The organism is Calorimonas adulescens, assembly GCF_008274215.1.
Classification (GTDB): Bacteria; Bacillota; Thermoanaerobacteria; order Thermoanaerobacterales; family UBA4877; genus Calorimonas; species Calorimonas adulescens.
Map to the genome: position 1 here is coordinate 1 of NZ_VTPS01000002.1, position 16,048 is coordinate 16,048.

Below are 16,048 nucleotides of genomic sequence, written 5' to 3' on the forward strand. Positions count from 1 at the left end.
GCCAAGTTTGATACAGTTCCTGATGACTTTAAAAATAAAATATTAAAAATAGATGATGAAGCTAAACTTGATGAAATTTTAGTTGCAGTTATTAAAAGTGATTCAATAGATGAGGTATATAAAATGGTATGAGGCTTATTTCGTGGCCTTATACCATGGTTAAAAAAGAAAGGGCCGGGTTGAAAACTGTACCTTTTTCTTGCATACTCAATTCTTGCATATACTACTTATGGTATGCCATAAGAACTGTCCCCGCTGGCCCTTTTAAAATAATAACTACAAAAATGTTTAGTCTCCACATTTTAATTTACTCTCCTTATAAATTATTTAAAAATCTATAAGAAACTGTCTCGCCACTTTATTCACTTTCAAACTCTGCATAGATAGCAGTAGCATCATCATGAATACTAAAACGGGGATAATTTATGCATTCTGGATCTTGCAGTTCCAATTTCCTAAGACGGTTGGCCATATCTTCAAGTGTTTTATTCTCAAGGTCATTGAGCAATGACTCCCATGTGTTATAAGCACTAAATAAATCAACTAACCTTGAAAAACCGTCAGTTGACAGCAACAGTTTCCCACTATTTTTTATCTGAATTTTACCTGTTAAGGCGTTATCTATAGCGTTTATATCACCATTAAATATCCAATAGCTATTGGGAGTATTCATCTTGCTGCGGTTTTCTCTCAAGATTGGTGTTATTGCATTACGGGCTTCCTTAGATGTGAAGCCATAATCTACTTGAAGACGATATTTTTCAGTGATGGCTATCTTATCTAACACACCCACTGAATTATCTGTTATTACGTGTAGGCCATCGCTTTGAAAAACAGCAATAGTGACATCACCAAGAAGAATATAGTCTATACTTTCTTCATTTACACGGGTAATTGCAATGGCACAGCTGGGTATCTCCCATGGTTCTCGGCGGTGCAGTTCAGGGATCAAAGTATTTACTTCCTCTGCAGCCTCATACATGATATTTTTTAAAGATACTCTCGTATCATCTGTTCTGGTTTTGATTGTCTCATCGATTTTCTCAACAATTGATTGGACTTCGTATGTGGCTTTATCAGGCTTGTCAGAAGATAGTGCTGTAGCTCCGTCTATTACCCAAAAAACATTTTCTTTATGCCCTTGAAGGTCTAAATTTACATATCCACCAGACACCGAGACTTCATCTATTCTTGTAAATTTCAATCAAAATCCTCCATTCATATAAATGATAGGTAATAATGTTAGAAGTAAACCAATCAGGAATACAAGAAGGCTCCTCTGCCAATAGGTCTTCCCATGAAGTATAATACTAAGAGAGCTATATGTTATCAAAAGGCAACCGCTAAATACAACAAGCAGCATAGCCCCTTGGTTAAAAGGTTGATTTAATACAAGCTGTATGCTGGCCACAGTAAATGATATAACCGCTGCAAACAAACCTAAAAGCTCAATGCTCTGATTCCTAAAACCATTCATCTGGCTTTCTATTTCTTTCATTTTCTCATTAGTTCTTGCTGATAATTCTTTTATACGTATATTGAATAATACTTCTATATACCCGCTTATACGTATAGGATAATCGGCAGCACTGGAATCTTCTTTATCGATTGCAGTCTTAATCAAATTATAAGCATCCTGGTAATCCCCTTTTGCCGCCATAATCTGAGCCTTTGTGCTATAAAATTTAGGAAAATCAGGGTCAAGACGAATTGCCTCATCAACAGCTTCTTCTGCTTCTATGATCATCTTATTTATATCATTAGGATCAGCATAACCATCATTTACTACATTTATTATCGATTCCGCCAGATTATGAAGTACGCCCGCATGACCTTCAATCCTTTTACTTGCTTCTTTAGCATACTCCAGGGACTTAATCATGTTATAGTGCCCACCCAACGTCTTATAATATATTGATAAAAGATGGTACATTATGGGATGTTTATCATTTGTATATTCACGTCTATTTTCCTCTATAAAATCTTTCAACCTTGAAGTATCTTTCATCCTGCGATAGTAAATATTAATAGCATAAAAGCAAGTAAAAGATATCTTTTCTGATTCTGGATCTTTATTATTCTTTGTTTTATTAAACAAACCTGTTAGCAATTTAAAAACATCAGGCACTTTTTGTACAATCATTGTAACAACAAGTTCATAAAGTCTGCTTTCTTCTGATGGCATATCCGCCAAAAAGTCTTTTAGATATTCTAATTTATTTTCTTCAGTACTTTCACGCATATTATCATTTAATATATCAATCTTTTTCTTATAGTCATCTAAATTACTTTTTATATCAACCATATTATATTAATCCGCCTCTACAATCAATATTTATAAACAAGCTATAGATATTCCTCTGCCCTTTTCTTCTTTATCTCATTTAAGACTTCTTTTATATTCTGAGCTTTATCTTTTGAGCATATGAGGGTAGCGTCTTCTGTATCAACTATAATGACGTCCTCAAGGCCAAGTGTGGCTATAAGCTTGTCACTGCCTGCTATTATACATTTCTTTGTGTCTATGCTTATTACATTGCCGTTAATGACGTTTCCCTGCTCATCCTTTTGATACAGCCTTTCTATGGATGTCCAACTCCCTACATCATCCCAACCGAAGTCCCCGGGAACAACATATACATTATCCGCTTTTTCCATGATGCCATAGTCTATGGAGATGCTCTCAAGGTGTGAGTATTCCTCATAAAGGACCTTCTCAATGTCGTCTTTATCCATATGTGCCTTTATTACATTTAACGCATTGTATAGATCTGGCATATGATCTTTAAAAGCCCTTAATATAGATGCAGTCTTCCATATGAACATGCCGCTATTCCAAAGGTAGTCTCCGCTCTCTACATATTTTACAGCAATATTATAGTCAGGCTTTTCGACAAATTTTTCAACAGGATATACTTCATTATTACTTATAGTCTCTCCTGATATCCTATTGCATTTAATATATCCATAACCTGTCTCAGGGTGTTCTGGTTTTATGCCGATAGTAATAAGATAGTCTCCTTGATATGCCTTTTCAACGGCAGTCTTCAACGTTTCTATATATTCGTCCTCGTCCTTTATGACGTGGTCTGATGGCACCACCACCATGACAGATTCCTTATCCAGTCTTTCTGTGTGCAGTGCAGCAAGGCCAATACATGCAGCGGTATTTCTGCCCATAGGCTCAAGCAGTATATTGCCGGTAGGAATATCCGGTATCTGTTTGCTTATGATATCTGCATAATCGGGATTTGTTACTATGAACACATTCTCCACTGGCATTATCCTTTTCAGCCTGTCCACTGTCTGCTGTATCATGGTCCTGTCTCCGTAAATATTTAAAAACTGTTTGGGCATCTTCAGCCTGCTCTTAGGCCAGAATCTCTCGCCCTTACCTCCTGCCATGATAACACCTGTAAGCATAACATCATCCTTTTTACTTTTATTCAACAACCTGGATAAAGTTTAATAAATTGTAAAACATAATAAAGAATAGAGGGGTGAAAATAGCTATTATGCCTAATGAAAAATTTTATAAAGGTCTTTTAAATGGTCTATTATACAGTGCCATATTGTGGATTCTTATTTTTATGTTTATTAAACTTATCAATACGCACCATCTTTTTTCAGCACTGCTGGTATTGTCTTAAAGAGTATATTTATATCCAGCCAGATGCTCCAGTTCATTATATACTGCATGTCCATTTTCAACCTGCCCTCAAAGTCCACATCGCTCCTACCGCTTATCTGCCAGAGCCCAGTTATGCCAGGTGGTACCCTCCATAGATACTTTATATAAGAACCACAATCTGGTATCTCTCTTTCTAAATATGGCCTGGGACCTACAAGGCTCATCTCACCTTTTAGCACGTTAAAAATCTGAGGTAATTCATCCAGGCTGGTCTTTCTTAAGAATTTGCCAACTCTTGTAATCCGCGGGTCATCCTTTAATTTATGATTTTTTAAATATTCATCCCTTATTGCTGGATTTTTTTCCAACCATTCCATCAGTATTTCTTCTGCATTTAAAACCATAGACCTGAATTTATATGCCTTGAACGTTGTCCCATTTAACCCTATTCTGTTCTGTGTAAAAAATACAGGCCCTGGTGAGTCCAGTTTAATTATTATAGCAATTATCAGGAATAATGGAGACAATATTACAATAGCGATCAATGAAAGAACAATATCCATGATCCTTTTCAGTTTGCCTTCCGCTCCAGAAATATATATGTCCTTTACTTTGGTAAGTGCTATATCATCTATAATCTCAATCTCAGATGGTAAATTGAGTATATCAAAGCCATCATTGATCATGTATACCTTTATATATTTATTGAGGCAAATGTTGATTATCTCATTTATATCATCTACCTTAGAGGCTATAAAGACTGCTTTAATATTATGCTTTTTTATGATGCTTTCTGCATCTAACATATCGCCGATTTTATCATAACCGTTTACCGCCCCGCTTTCATTAGATATATATCCAATAATATTTATCCCAACTTCTTTATTATCCGATAATCTATGAAGTATACCCAATATCTTTTCGTCAGGCTTTCCCACCATTAATACATTGCTTAAATCTTTCCCTGTCTTATATCTGCTCGTCTGTATATAAGATACTATGACTTTATCCAGCATTTGGAATACTATTGAAAAAACCACAAAATAGAATAACGTAAGCCTTGAAAAATATGTATTTTTTATGAGATAGGAAAACATTATATACACAAATGTAGAATAGACTATCCCATCAAGTATAATCCCACACTTATTAAAAAAGCTCATAAGTTTATTGTCATACATACCTTTAAAATAAAGGATAAGAATATCCAGTGTGAGAATTATAACCAATGTAGCAATATACCATTCTCTATCTATCAGATTGAGCCTTAAATCAAATCTTAAATACAGAGATAAAATAAAGGATAATATAATTGAAATTATATCAAACAATAGAGATATAAAAGATATACTCATCCTTAGCCCCCCTTATCATTTGTTAAAATCATTTATAAAATATAAAAGGTTTTATATTATTCCTCACAATCATGCTTTTAAACCGTTAATTCGGCAGATCTATGTTATTTACTTAGTTCATTTAAATATTATCTAATAACTCTTTATATTTATTTATAGATTTATCCATTGTTAAATTCTCCTCTAAATATTTTCTTCCTCTTAATCCCATTTCTCTAATTTTTTCCTTGTTCATGTAAAGATATTCTATTTTGTTTTTTATCATTTCATAATTAGCAGGATCAACACATACACCACATTTACTATCCTCTATTAGATTTCTCGCTTCACTTCCTGGTTCCAGAATCCCTAATATCGGTTTGCCAACAGCCATCACACCATAAATTTTACTCGGAACAGAAACCCCCTTAATACCTTTTGAATTAGTAACAAGATGAATATCAGCAGCATTCAAAGAATAAATGATTCTTTCTTTGGGTTGATATGGCAAAAATCTTACATTTGATATATTATTTTTATTACAGTAATTTATAATCTCATCTTTCTTAGCGCCCTCACCGATGAATACAAACATCATATCAGGATATTTATTAAAATATGGAACTATTTTAATAATATTTTCTAAATCATAATACAATCCAATATTGCCTGAATACATAATTATAAATTTATCTTTTAATCCATTTTTCTCTATAAAAGAGCTTACTGAAACATCAGTTTTATCAAGTGGATATATCTCTTTTTCATTGATCCAGTTATTTATTACAGTGCATTTTTTATTATTAAAACTTTTATTTCTACTAATGAGAGTTTCTCTCATATCTCTTCCAACAACTACAATATTGTCTGCCATATTACATGAAAAATTATCTATTTTTCTCATCAAATTTATAATAAACCTATTTCTTGAATACTTTATTGCCTCAATCTGCTCTGGATTAAAGTCCTGAATATTGTATATAAATTTTGCTTTTCTAAATACCTTCCCCAACACCCCTAATATCCCCCCTAATATTGGAGGTTGTGAAATAGAAAATATTATGTCTGGTTTATCGGCTTTAAAAATAGCTAAAAAGGCATTTATGAAATATTCCATGATGTATTTTATTCTACTAGCCTTTTTCGTTTTATTAAATTCCGGTACCTTAACTCTTATAATCTTTATATTTTGATATTTTTCATATACGAATCTCTTACCTTTATATTTTTCTGGAATCCCATTAGCATAGTTGGGAAATGCAGCAATTACAGTAATATCATAATCATATTGTATTTTCTCACAAAGTTCTGTCATGATCTGCCCTGTTGAGGCATAATCAGGATAAAAATAATTTATGATGAATAATATGTGTTTCATGTAATCAATCCTTTAATGTTAAAATGGAGATAATTTAAAAATTAATCTACTTTATTTATTATCCGCATTATAATTAAAAGCTTTTTTATACCACTCGTAAACTTCTCTTATTCCATCTTCTAATTTGATTTTATGGATCCAACCGAGACTATGTAATTTTGATACATCCAACAACTTCCTTGGTGTCCCATCTGGTTTTTCTGGATTAAAACGTATTTCACCTTTATATCCTACTATATTTTTTATAAGATGTGCTAATTCTTCAACAGATTTCTCTTCCCCCGTACCTATATTTACATGCTCTTCTCCATCATAATTTTTCATAAGATATATGCAAGCATCTGCCATATCATCAACATGTAAAAATTCTCTTAATGGTTTACCTGTACCCCAAACTTCTACATATGGTAAATTATTGACTTTCGCTTCATGAAATTTTCTAATTAACGCTGGCATTACATGAGATGTTTCTAAATCAAAATTATCATAAGGTCCATAAAGATTCGTAGGCATAACACTGATAAAGTTATCTCCATATTGTCTCTTGAAGAATTGGCACATCTTAAGTCCTGCTATTTTTGCCAAAGCATACCCCTCATTTGTCGGTTCAAGATAACCAGACAACAAATATTCTTCCTTTATTGGTTGAGGACACATTTTAGGATATATACATGAACTACCTAGAAACAACAATTTTTTAACCTTAAAATCGTGAGCGGCTTTTATCACATTGCATTCTATCTGTAAATTTTCATATATAAAATCTGCTGGATATGTATTATTCGCTTGTATACCTCCTACTTTTGCAGCTGCTAAAAATACATACTCAGGTCTTTCTTCTTCAAAAAACTTCATTACTGCATCTTGATTAGTTAAATCTAATTCTTTATGGGTTCTTCCAATTATATTTGTATACCCATTTGATTTTAAATTTCTAGCAATTGCCGATCCAACTAGTCCTTTATGTCCTGCAATATAAATCTTACTATCTTTCTCCATACAATAACATCTCCCTAGAATATTATTCCAAAAATTATTATTAGCCGATTATATTTGTAAAAGCACATTCTTCATGTACTATATTAGTATTAAGATCACTTTCCACCATCATATATACTAATTCGTCAAATTTTACTCTTGGTGTCCACTTAAGTTTTTCTCTTGCTTTTGTAGAATCACCAACCAATAAATCAACTTCTGTTGCTCTAAAATATCTTGGATCAACCTCTATAAGTACTTTTCCAGTTTTTTTATCAATCCCCTTTTCATCAATTCCAGTACCTTCCCAAACAAGATCTATATCAACACATTTAAAAGCCTTTTCGCAAAATTCTCTCACAGAATGCGTTTCACCTGTTGCTATAACATAATCATCTGGTTCATCTTGCTGTAGCATAAGCCACATAGCCTCTACATAGTCACCAGCAAACCCCCAATCACGCATTGCATTAAGATTTCCAAGATAAAGCTTGTCCTGTTTTCCTTTTACAATATTGGCAACTGCCATGGTTATTTTTCTTGTTACAAATGTTTCGCCCCTTCGTGGGGATTCATGATTAAACAATATACCATTACATGCAAATAAATTATATGCTTCACGATAGTTTACAGTTATCCAATATGCATATAATTTTGCCGCAGCATATGGACTTTTTGGATAGAATGGTGTCTTTTCATTTTGTGGTGCCGTTTCAGGTAACCCCCCAAATAATTCACTTGTTGAAGCTTGATAGAATTTTGTTTTGATACCCGTTTCTTTTATTGCATCAAGTAACCTCAATGTCCCTATTCCAACTACTTCGGCAGTATACTCAGGTACTTCAAATGATACTTTGACATGACTCTGTGCAGCAAGGTTATAAATTTCGTCAGGTTCTATCTTTTCTATTAATCTATTGAGGTTGCTTGAATCAGTTAAATCACCGTAATGCAAAAACAATCTCACATCCTCATTATGTGGATCTTTGTACAAATGATCAATCCTTTTTGTATTAAAAGTGCTTGCTCTTCTTATAATTCCATGAACTTGATATCCTTTATTTAGAAGTAATTCTGCTAAATAAGATCCATCTTGACCTGTAATACCTGTAATCAGAGCTTTTTTCATTTCTTCTCCTCCCCGTTTTATTTAAACATTGTCAAATAATTCGTTATATTTATAAATTGATTCATACATCGCCAAATTTTCTTCTAAATATTTCCTGCCATTTAAGCTTAATTGTTTAATATTCTCTTTATTTAAATAAAGATATTATAAAGATATTCTATTTTATTTTTTATTTCCTCGTAATCCCCAGACTCAACACATATACCACAATTACTATCTTCTATTAAGTTCCTTGCTTCACTTCTTTTTTCAAGAATACCCAATATTGATTTACCCACAGCCATAACTCCATAAATTTTACTGGGTACAGAAACCCCTTTAATGCCTTTTACATTAGTAACAATATATACATCAGCAGCATTTAGCGAATAAATAATCTCCTCTTTAGGCTGATAAGGAATAAACTTTACATTAGTCACATTATTTCTATTACACCATTCAACCACCTCTTTTTTCTTTGCCCCTTCACCCACAAACACAAAACATATTTCTGGATATCTATGAAAATACGGAACAATTTTGATTATATTTTCTAAATCATAATACAACCCAATATTTCCAGAATACATGATTATAAACTTATCTCCCAGTCCATTCTTTTCAATAAATGATTTTGCCAAAACACTGTCTTTAGGAAGTGGATACATTTCCTTTTCATTAATCCAGTTATTTATTACTTCACATTTTTTAATATAAAATGTTTTATTTCTCTTAACAACGGTTTCTTTTATGTCCCTTCCAACTACCACAACTTTATCCGCTTTATTGCATGAAAAATTATCAACCCTTCTCATCAAATTTATAACAAATTTATTTTTAGAGTAATTAACAGCTTCAATCTGTTCTGGATTAAAATCCTGAATATTGTATATAAACTTAGATTTTCTTAAAATTTTTCCTAATACTCCTAATAGTCCTCCCAATACCGGAGGCTGTGAAATAGAAAAGATTACATCCAGTTTATCAGCTTTAAAAATAGCCAAAAAGCATTAATAAAATATTCAATTATGTACCTTATTCTACTACCTTTTTTCGTTTTATCAAATTCAGGAACTTTAACTCTAATAATTTTAATGCTCTGATATGTTTCATAAACAAATCTTTTCCCTTTGTATTTTTCAGGAATTTTATTAGCATAATTAGGAAAAGCAGCAATTACAGTAATATCATAATCATATTGTATCCTTTCACAGAGCTCTGTCATAAGCTGTCCCGTTGATGCATAATCAGGATAAAAGTAATTGATGATAAATAATATTTTTTTTCATGGCATCACCTATTTATAATTAAGATTTTTCAATCAATTTTTTATAGATATTTAAATATCTCTCTGCAAATTTTTCTAAAGTATAATTTTCTTCATACTTTTTCAAAGCATTTAATGAAAATTTTCTTAACAATTGTTCATCATATACTAACTTATTTATTGCATTTTTTAATTCCTTACTATTGCCTTTCTCAACTAAAATCCCACAGTTCTCATCTACTAAATCTGGAATCGGTCCAACATTAAATGCTACTACAGGTAAAGCATTTGAGAGTGCTTCTGCTGTTGTTAAAGAAAATGTTTCTCCTAAAGTTGTATTAATATATATATTACTACTTCTATAGATTTTATTTAATATCTCTCTATCTGATATATATCCCATTTGCTTTAATTTGTCAGTTTTTACATTTCGTATTTCTTTCCCTACTGATAGGAATAATATATCTTGATCAAATTCGTTTATTATATCTAAAACATACTTTATACCTTTTCTTTCGTCATTAATATCGGCAGCTACAAATAAAATTATTTTCTTATCTGTAGGTAAATTTAACTCTTCTCTTAAAATTTTTTTATCAACACCGCTATATGGACTATTTCTAACACCATTTGGTATTATTTCAATATTAAATTCTTTAAAATAAGATTTTCTTAATTCATTTGCAAGCCATTTTGAAGGTGTAACAATAACAGTCTTGTTTGATAGAAGTTTACTAAATATACTTTTCTTTTTAATCCATAGCTTTCTTGATTTATCAATATAACTCTTTGGATAAATATATCTATATTTACAATTTCTACAACCTCTTTCCCACTTAGTACATTCTGTTGGAATTGCACATCTACCAGTTATAGGCCACACATCATGAAAAGTCCAAACAACAGGCTTTTGATACTTAATGATCAAATTAATTAACTTTTCATAATTTATATAATAGCCATGCAGGTTATGCAAATGTACAATATCAGCATTTGCAATAAACCTTTCTATTTGTTTATCGAAATATAAATTCTTCGATTCACCAAAAAATCTCATTGAAAATGCCGAAAAATACACATCTAAATCGTTGCTAATTTTATAGCTATTTGGATCATTACTTTTCCCACGTCCATGCAAAAATACTGATTGATGCTCGGTATTTTCATTTATAAAATTATGTAAACTGCTGGCAATATTAGCAGCTCCACCACCAGAGTATTTTGTATTAATTTGTAAAATATTAATATTTTTCACCCTACTTTTCTCCCTTGAAAAAATCCATAATGTTACTTATAATAAAGTTACTTATCTTATAATCAATACAACTTTTGTGTTAATCAGAAATTTTTATTATTTGCTTCACTATACACTAATTTTGTAAATATATAGTATAAGATAAACCAAAATGCGGGATCCACAAGAGAACTTCCGACTGTTAAACCAATAAAAATAAAATATAATGCTAACAAAAGTAAATAGCAATTAGTATTATCAAAAACATTAATTTTTTTAATCCCCTTGATAAGATTATATAAAACTAAAAATATTAAAGGTAATGTTCCTATAATACCAAACTGACCTAAAGAATTTACAATAGTATTGTGTGCCCATAATCCATCTTTTTCATAACCCAAATACCCAAATAAAGGATTTTTGTTAAATATGTCTAATGCGTAATTTAAGGCATAAACTCTTCCATTATCCAGTGATAATGAATCAAAAAAAACATCAAATCTCAAAGAACTGTAGCTCAAAAGAGAGTAAGCTTGGCTGTATATAAAAAATAATAAACATATCATAAATAAACTACTTAACATAATTTTAATCGTTTTCCATAAATTTAGTTTATAGGATATCTTGATAATATTTTTATTCAAAAAACGTTTATAAGAATAAAAAGCCAAAACAAACATCGAGCCAAAAAATACTTGTCTTGTTGCCAGTATATAACTTATCAACAATATAAAACATGAATATAATATAAATTGTATAAAACTATTTAAAAATAATACCCCAGCAAACATCGAAAATGCAATTGACCTACTAACTGCAATATAATTAGCTTCTTTTCCAAATCTTATATAACTCATATTGTTGTTAAAAATATAATAATAAACTATTAGTGTTCCTACTGATATTAATATCCAAATAGTGCTAGTCTTTTTATTTACAAAATCGTAATTACTTCTGGCCATTAAAATGCCAACAATTGATGGTATTAAGATATACCCGAAAAACATTAGTAAATAATGAATAAAATTTACTGATGGTTTAAATGAACTATAATATATACTTATAAATAACATTAACATATTTGTAATAAAAAAAAATAGGACTTTTTGATTGATTATAGGCATATCTATTTTAACAATTAAGGTAATAACTAAATATATGCACAATAATAATATTAAGATAATTCCTTCTAAATTATTAAACCAAACACCAAACAATCTGGTAAATAATATTACAATTTGAGATCCAATAAGTATATACCAAAATATAAATTTATTATAAAATTGATAAAATCTTTCCATTGAAAGCACCTCAATTATTATGACCCTAAAGTTTTATTTGCAATTACTTGATATGATAAACTATTTTGAGCAAACTCAACAGCTTTTTTATGCATAACATCGATCAAATCTCTATTTTCAATAACTGTTCTCAAGATATTTTCGAGTTCTTCGCTCGTCATTTGCTTTAACAAGATCCCATTGTTATTTGAAACTAAAAATTTATTTAGTTCACACTCTTTTAAAACAACTGGCAAGCCACAGCAAATTGCCTGTTCAAAAATTGCCGATAAGGAGCCCGGTTGTATTAACAAATCAGCTGCGCAAAAATATTTTTCTAGTTCTTCCGAACTTTTCCAACCTATATACTTTATCCTCTTATTTACTACAATATAAGGTTCTAATTCTTTATAATAACTGTTTTCAATATCACCAATAATTAACAAATGTATATTATTAAATTCTAAATGATTAAACGATTCCAGTAATAATTTTGTGTTTTTAGAAGAGGTTATTTTTCCGGCATGAACAAATAATAACTCATTATCATTTATACCTAATAATTTTCTATACTTACTCCTAACCATATCGTAATTTTCTAATACTTTTGTATCGCCACCTAATGGAAGAAATTCTAGCTTATCTTTATATATCTTATAAACATTTTCGGCAAACTTTAGCGATTCAGGTGCTACACAATAAATCTTTTTTATATAAGGTAAACAAAATTTAATTATATTGCGCCAGATAACTTTATGATAAATTTCACTAAAATAATTTCTCATGGAATTATTATAATCCGAGTGAATATCGCAATTTAAAATAACGTATGGATTTTTTTTTACATATTTTATCGCAGTAAACAAAGAAGGCACTGTAATACCATGATGAAAAATATAATCTGGCTGTATGTTTTCTAACAAATTGTATAAGTCATTAAAAATTACAAATCTATTAATGCTCTCATATTTTATATTAATCCTAAACAACTCTACGCCTTTATAATTTTTAATAAGTTTCCCAACAATTCTCTTATCTTTATTATTATGGAATAACGGTTCTCTATCTGATGTTATTATATATACTTTGTGTCCTAAAATTTTTTGGTAAACTGGAAGTAGATTTTCTTGATAACCCATATCTTCAGCAAAATATTGACAGATATGTACAATTTTCATTATTATAACCTCTCATGATTGTTTTTGGATTTAATAATTTAATAATAGAATTTGATGAATTAGCAAAAGCCTTCTAATAACCCATATCCTTTGTTGCAATGCTATGGGTGGCTATGCCAGCAAAGCACCAAAAAAGCCTACAAGGGGAGCTATGCCCTCTACATGCTAAATATTACCAAAAAGGTGGTTAAAAACATGCAGAATATGCCTCTAAAAGTGAATTATACATAAGCCAGTACATACAGATACCAATTATTGCCTTATGCAGTTGTCAATGTTCAGTAAAAGGTGTGAAATATTGGGGTTCTTACACTAAAATCATACATTATATCGCTAACAAAATATACACCTTCTCCTATATTTTCTTTTTCAAGATTTTTTACAGCAAGTTCTGATGGGCAAAAAAGATATTGTGAAATGTGGTCAGTCACAACTCTGTTTATTTCTTCAGGCATATCTTTTGGTTGCTGCCTTATACCTGCTTCCACATGTGCTACAGGAATCTTTAATTTTGCTCCAACTAGTGCCCCAGCAACTGTTGTATTAGTATCTCCATATACAATGATTACGTCGGGTTTTTCTTTTATTACTACCTCTTCAAAAGCTATCATAATCTTACCTGTAACAGCTCCATGACTACCTGAACCCACATTTAAGTTATAATCTGGTTTTCTCATTTTTAAAACTTTAAAGAAAACATCTGACATTTTATAATCATAATGTTGTCCAGAATGAACTAGTATCTCTTGAATATTATTTTTGATAAAATGCTCTTGTAAAACAGCTTTTTTTATAAATTGCGGTCTTGCACCTACCAAAGATATAATTTTCATTTTAACCCCCTACTTCATAAACTCTCTAGCTGGATTCCCTACAACAATCTTACCATCTTTTACATCTTTAGTCACAACTGAACCGGCTCCAACAAAGGCATCTTCACCTATTACTTTGCCGGGTAAAATTGTAGCATTAACTCCAATTCTACTTTTTCTTTTAGCGGTTACTCCTTTCATTTCGCTAAATCTGTCTGGATCTCTTCCAGCCGAGTTATCATTAGAAGTTGCGACACAAGGAGCAATGAAGACTTCGTCTTCTATCTCTGAATAAGCCGTGATATAGGCATTTGTTTCTATTTTGCATTTAGAACCTATTTTGCAGTAATTTTCTATTGCCACACCTCTTCCTACAATAGTCATATCACCTATCACTACATCTTCTCTAACAGTTGACAAATCAGCAATTAAACATTTTTTACCTATTTCACAGCCAGCATATATAACGGCAAATGTACCTATTATACAATCATCTCCTATTTTACAAGGAGGTTTTTGTTGTTTATCTTTGAAAATACTAGTCGCAGCTCTCATTGGCTGTTTACCAATTACTACATTATCGTCAATTCTTACATTGTTCCCTATAATACTTCCTTTATAGATAGTGACATTATTTCCTATAGCACAGTTATCTCCTATCACTACATCATCTTCAATAACTGTAAAATAGCCTATTGTTACGTTTTGCCCAATTCTGGCTTTCTCAGATATGTAATTCATCTCTCATCGTTCCTTCATATCAAGTGTTGAAAAATCTTTTAAAGGAAATTCTACAGGCAAGCCTGTTTTTCTTGATTTATAAATTGCCAACACTATTTCCATTGCTTTTTTACCCTCTTCAGCACTTATATATGGCTCTCTATTATTTACAACTGCATCAATAAAGTCCCTATATAAGGGGGTATGCCCATATCCATATACTGAATCTGGATCATCATAATTAGCTTCTCTTTTTACCTCTTCTTCATTATCAAGTCCATCATCGAACTTCCAATCGCTAATTTTATTAATAGCTACTCCACCAATTCTTACTGTTCCTCGTTCACCAAATATGCTTAATGTTTCTTCAAGATTTTTAGGATAAATACATGCGCTACCCTCTATAATACCAATAGCACCATTTTTAAAGCGGAGTACCGCTGCTCCCATGTCTTCCCCTTCAATATTCCTTAAAAATGTATCTGCTTCCGCATAAAGTCTGTCGACTGGCCCCATCATCCATTGTAATAAATCAATATTATGAATACATTGATTCATTAATGTACCGCCATCTTGCTCCCATGTGCCTCTCCAAGGTGCTTGCTTATAATAAGCATCATTTCTATTCCATCTAATATTAGCAACACCATGAATTATCTTGCCAAATCGTCCATCTTCTAAAGCTTTTCTCAACTTTTGAACAGTCGTGTTAAATCTATTTTGATGACATACCGTTATCTTTTTATTATACTTTTTAGCCGTTTCAATCATTTTGTCAACATCTTTTATAGATAAAGCTATCGGCTTTTCAACAATGACATGCTTATTTGCTTTTAATGCATTTATTGCTATTTCAGCATGAGTACCCGAAAAAGTTGCAACACTAACTACATCTATATTATTTCTATTCAATAAATCTTCATAGTCTTTGTATATTTCTACATCACCAATAGCCAAACCTTTTTGATTAAGCAATTCATTATATTTTTCTTTTAACAACATTGCTTTGTTAACGTCTAAATCACATAATGCAACTAATTGTGCATTATTATAATTATTTGCCAATGCCTCTATATGTTTAGGCGAAATCCTACCACATCCAATAAGTCCAAACCTTAATCTATCCAT

The 16,048-nt window shown here is 31.1% G+C and carries 15 protein-coding genes; all 15 read right to left on the bottom strand.

The genetic code is table 11. From position 1 onward, the window contains the following. Positions 1-358: 358 nt before the first annotated feature. The gene (locus FWJ32_RS01745; RefSeq protein WP_149544269.1) at positions 359-1,204 is read right to left on the bottom strand and encodes a protein phosphatase 2C domain-containing protein; all 846 of its coding nucleotides are present in this window, start codon (positions 1,202-1,204) and stop codon (positions 359-361) included. Next, complete coding sequence (locus tag FWJ32_RS01750) at positions 1,205-2,305, bottom strand: tetratricopeptide repeat protein (protein WP_149544270.1); 1,101 nt, start codon at positions 2,303-2,305, stop codon at positions 1,205-1,207. It abuts the gene before it with no gap. A gap of 41 nt (positions 2,306-2,346) precedes the next feature. Next, the gene (locus tag FWJ32_RS01755) at positions 2,347-3,423 is read right to left on the bottom strand and encodes a mannose-1-phosphate guanylyltransferase (RefSeq protein ID WP_149544271.1); all 1,077 of its coding nucleotides are present in this window, start codon (positions 3,421-3,423) and stop codon (positions 2,347-2,349) included. Between the two features lie 183 nt (positions 3,424-3,606). Next, entirely contained in the window at positions 3,607-4,986 is a 1,380-nt protein-coding gene (locus FWJ32_RS01760; protein WP_149544272.1) for a sugar transferase, read from the bottom strand. Positions 4,987-5,107: 121 nt separating this feature from the next. Further along, the gene (locus tag FWJ32_RS01765) at positions 5,108-6,343 is read right to left on the bottom strand and encodes a glycosyltransferase family 4 protein (RefSeq protein ID WP_149544273.1); all 1,236 of its coding nucleotides are present in this window, start codon (positions 6,341-6,343) and stop codon (positions 5,108-5,110) included. Between the two features lie 51 nt (positions 6,344-6,394). Further along, entirely contained in the window at positions 6,395-7,342 is a 948-nt protein-coding gene (gene fcl / locus FWJ32_RS01770) for a GDP-L-fucose synthase (protein ID WP_149544274.1), read from the bottom strand. A 40-nt stretch (positions 7,343-7,382) separates the two neighbouring features. Beyond that, on the bottom strand, positions 7,383-8,450 hold the full coding sequence (gene gmd, locus FWJ32_RS01775; protein WP_149544275.1) for a GDP-mannose 4,6-dehydratase: 1,068 nt from the start codon (positions 8,448-8,450) through the stop codon (positions 7,383-7,385). A 131-nt stretch (positions 8,451-8,581) separates the two neighbouring features. After that, complete coding sequence (locus FWJ32_RS01780; protein WP_203227540.1) at positions 8,582-9,433, bottom strand: glycosyltransferase family 4 protein; 852 nt, start codon at positions 9,431-9,433, stop codon at positions 8,582-8,584. Continuing rightward, a complete protein-coding gene (locus tag FWJ32_RS13405) occupies positions 9,400-9,654 on the bottom strand; it encodes a hypothetical protein (protein WP_203227541.1) in 255 nt (84 codons plus the stop codon). Before FWJ32_RS13405 ends, FWJ32_RS01780 begins: the two co-directional genes overlap by 34 nt. Before the next feature lie 82 nt (positions 9,655-9,736). Next, positions 9,737-10,951 carry a glycosyltransferase gene (locus FWJ32_RS01785; RefSeq protein ID WP_149544276.1) on the bottom strand — a complete coding sequence of 405 codons (1,215 nt, stop codon included), beginning with the start codon at positions 10,949-10,951 and terminating at the stop codon, positions 9,737-9,739. An 83-nt stretch (positions 10,952-11,034) separates the two neighbouring features. Next, a complete protein-coding gene (locus FWJ32_RS01790; RefSeq protein WP_149544277.1) occupies positions 11,035-12,231 on the bottom strand; it encodes a hypothetical protein in 1,197 nt (398 codons plus the stop codon). Between the two features lie 17 nt (positions 12,232-12,248). Further along, on the bottom strand, positions 12,249-13,388 hold the full coding sequence (locus FWJ32_RS01795; RefSeq protein ID WP_149544278.1) for a glycosyltransferase family 4 protein: 1,140 nt from the start codon (positions 13,386-13,388) through the stop codon (positions 12,249-12,251). 278 nt (positions 13,389-13,666) lie between these two features. Next, positions 13,667-14,221: a UDP-N-acetyl glucosamine 2-epimerase gene (locus tag FWJ32_RS01800; RefSeq protein WP_203227542.1), complete on the bottom strand. Its 555-nt coding sequence runs from the start codon at positions 14,219-14,221 to the stop codon at positions 13,667-13,669. A 9-nt stretch (positions 14,222-14,230) separates the two neighbouring features. Further along, positions 14,231-14,941 carry an acyltransferase gene (locus tag FWJ32_RS01805; protein WP_149544279.1) on the bottom strand — a complete coding sequence of 237 codons (711 nt, stop codon included), beginning with the start codon at positions 14,939-14,941 and terminating at the stop codon, positions 14,231-14,233. Between the two features lie 3 nt (positions 14,942-14,944). Continuing rightward, entirely contained in the window at positions 14,945-16,048 is a 1,104-nt protein-coding gene (locus FWJ32_RS01810; RefSeq protein WP_149544280.1) for a Gfo/Idh/MocA family protein, read from the bottom strand.

Coding starts and splice junctions, on each gene's coding strand:
- FWJ32_RS01750 (WP_149544270.1), bottom strand. CDS start 2,305: ATGGTTGATATAAAAAGTAATTTAGATGACTATAAGAAAAAGATTGAT.
- FWJ32_RS01755 (WP_149544271.1), bottom strand. CDS start 3,423: ATGCTTACAGGTGTTATCATGGCAGGAGGTAAGGGCGAGAGATTCTGG.
- FWJ32_RS01760 (WP_149544272.1), bottom strand. CDS start 4,986: ATGAGTATATCTTTTATATCTCTATTGTTTGATATAATTTCAATTATA.
- FWJ32_RS01765 (WP_149544273.1), bottom strand. CDS start 6,343: ATGAAACACATATTATTCATCATAAATTATTTTTATCCTGATTATGCC.
- fcl (WP_149544274.1), bottom strand. CDS start 7,342: ATGGAGAAAGATAGTAAGATTTATATTGCAGGACATAAAGGACTAGTT.
- gmd (WP_149544275.1), bottom strand. CDS start 8,450: ATGAAAAAAGCTCTGATTACAGGTATTACAGGTCAAGATGGATCTTAT.
- FWJ32_RS13405 (WP_203227541.1), bottom strand. CDS start 9,654: ATGACAGAGCTCTGTGAAAGGATACAATATGATTATGATATTACTGTA.
- FWJ32_RS01790 (WP_149544277.1), bottom strand. CDS start 12,231: ATGGAAAGATTTTATCAATTTTATAATAAATTTATATTTTGGTATATA.
- FWJ32_RS01795 (WP_149544278.1), bottom strand. CDS start 13,388: ATGAAAATTGTACATATCTGTCAATATTTTGCTGAAGATATGGGTTAT.
- FWJ32_RS01800 (WP_203227542.1), bottom strand. CDS start 14,221: ATGAAAATTATATCTTTGGTAGGTGCAAGACCGCAATTTATAAAAAAA.
- FWJ32_RS01805 (WP_149544279.1), bottom strand. CDS start 14,941: ATGAATTACATATCTGAGAAAGCCAGAATTGGGCAAAACGTAACAATA.
- FWJ32_RS01810 (WP_149544280.1), bottom strand. CDS start 16,048: ATGGATAGATTAAGGTTTGGACTTATTGGATGTGGTAGGATTTCGCCT.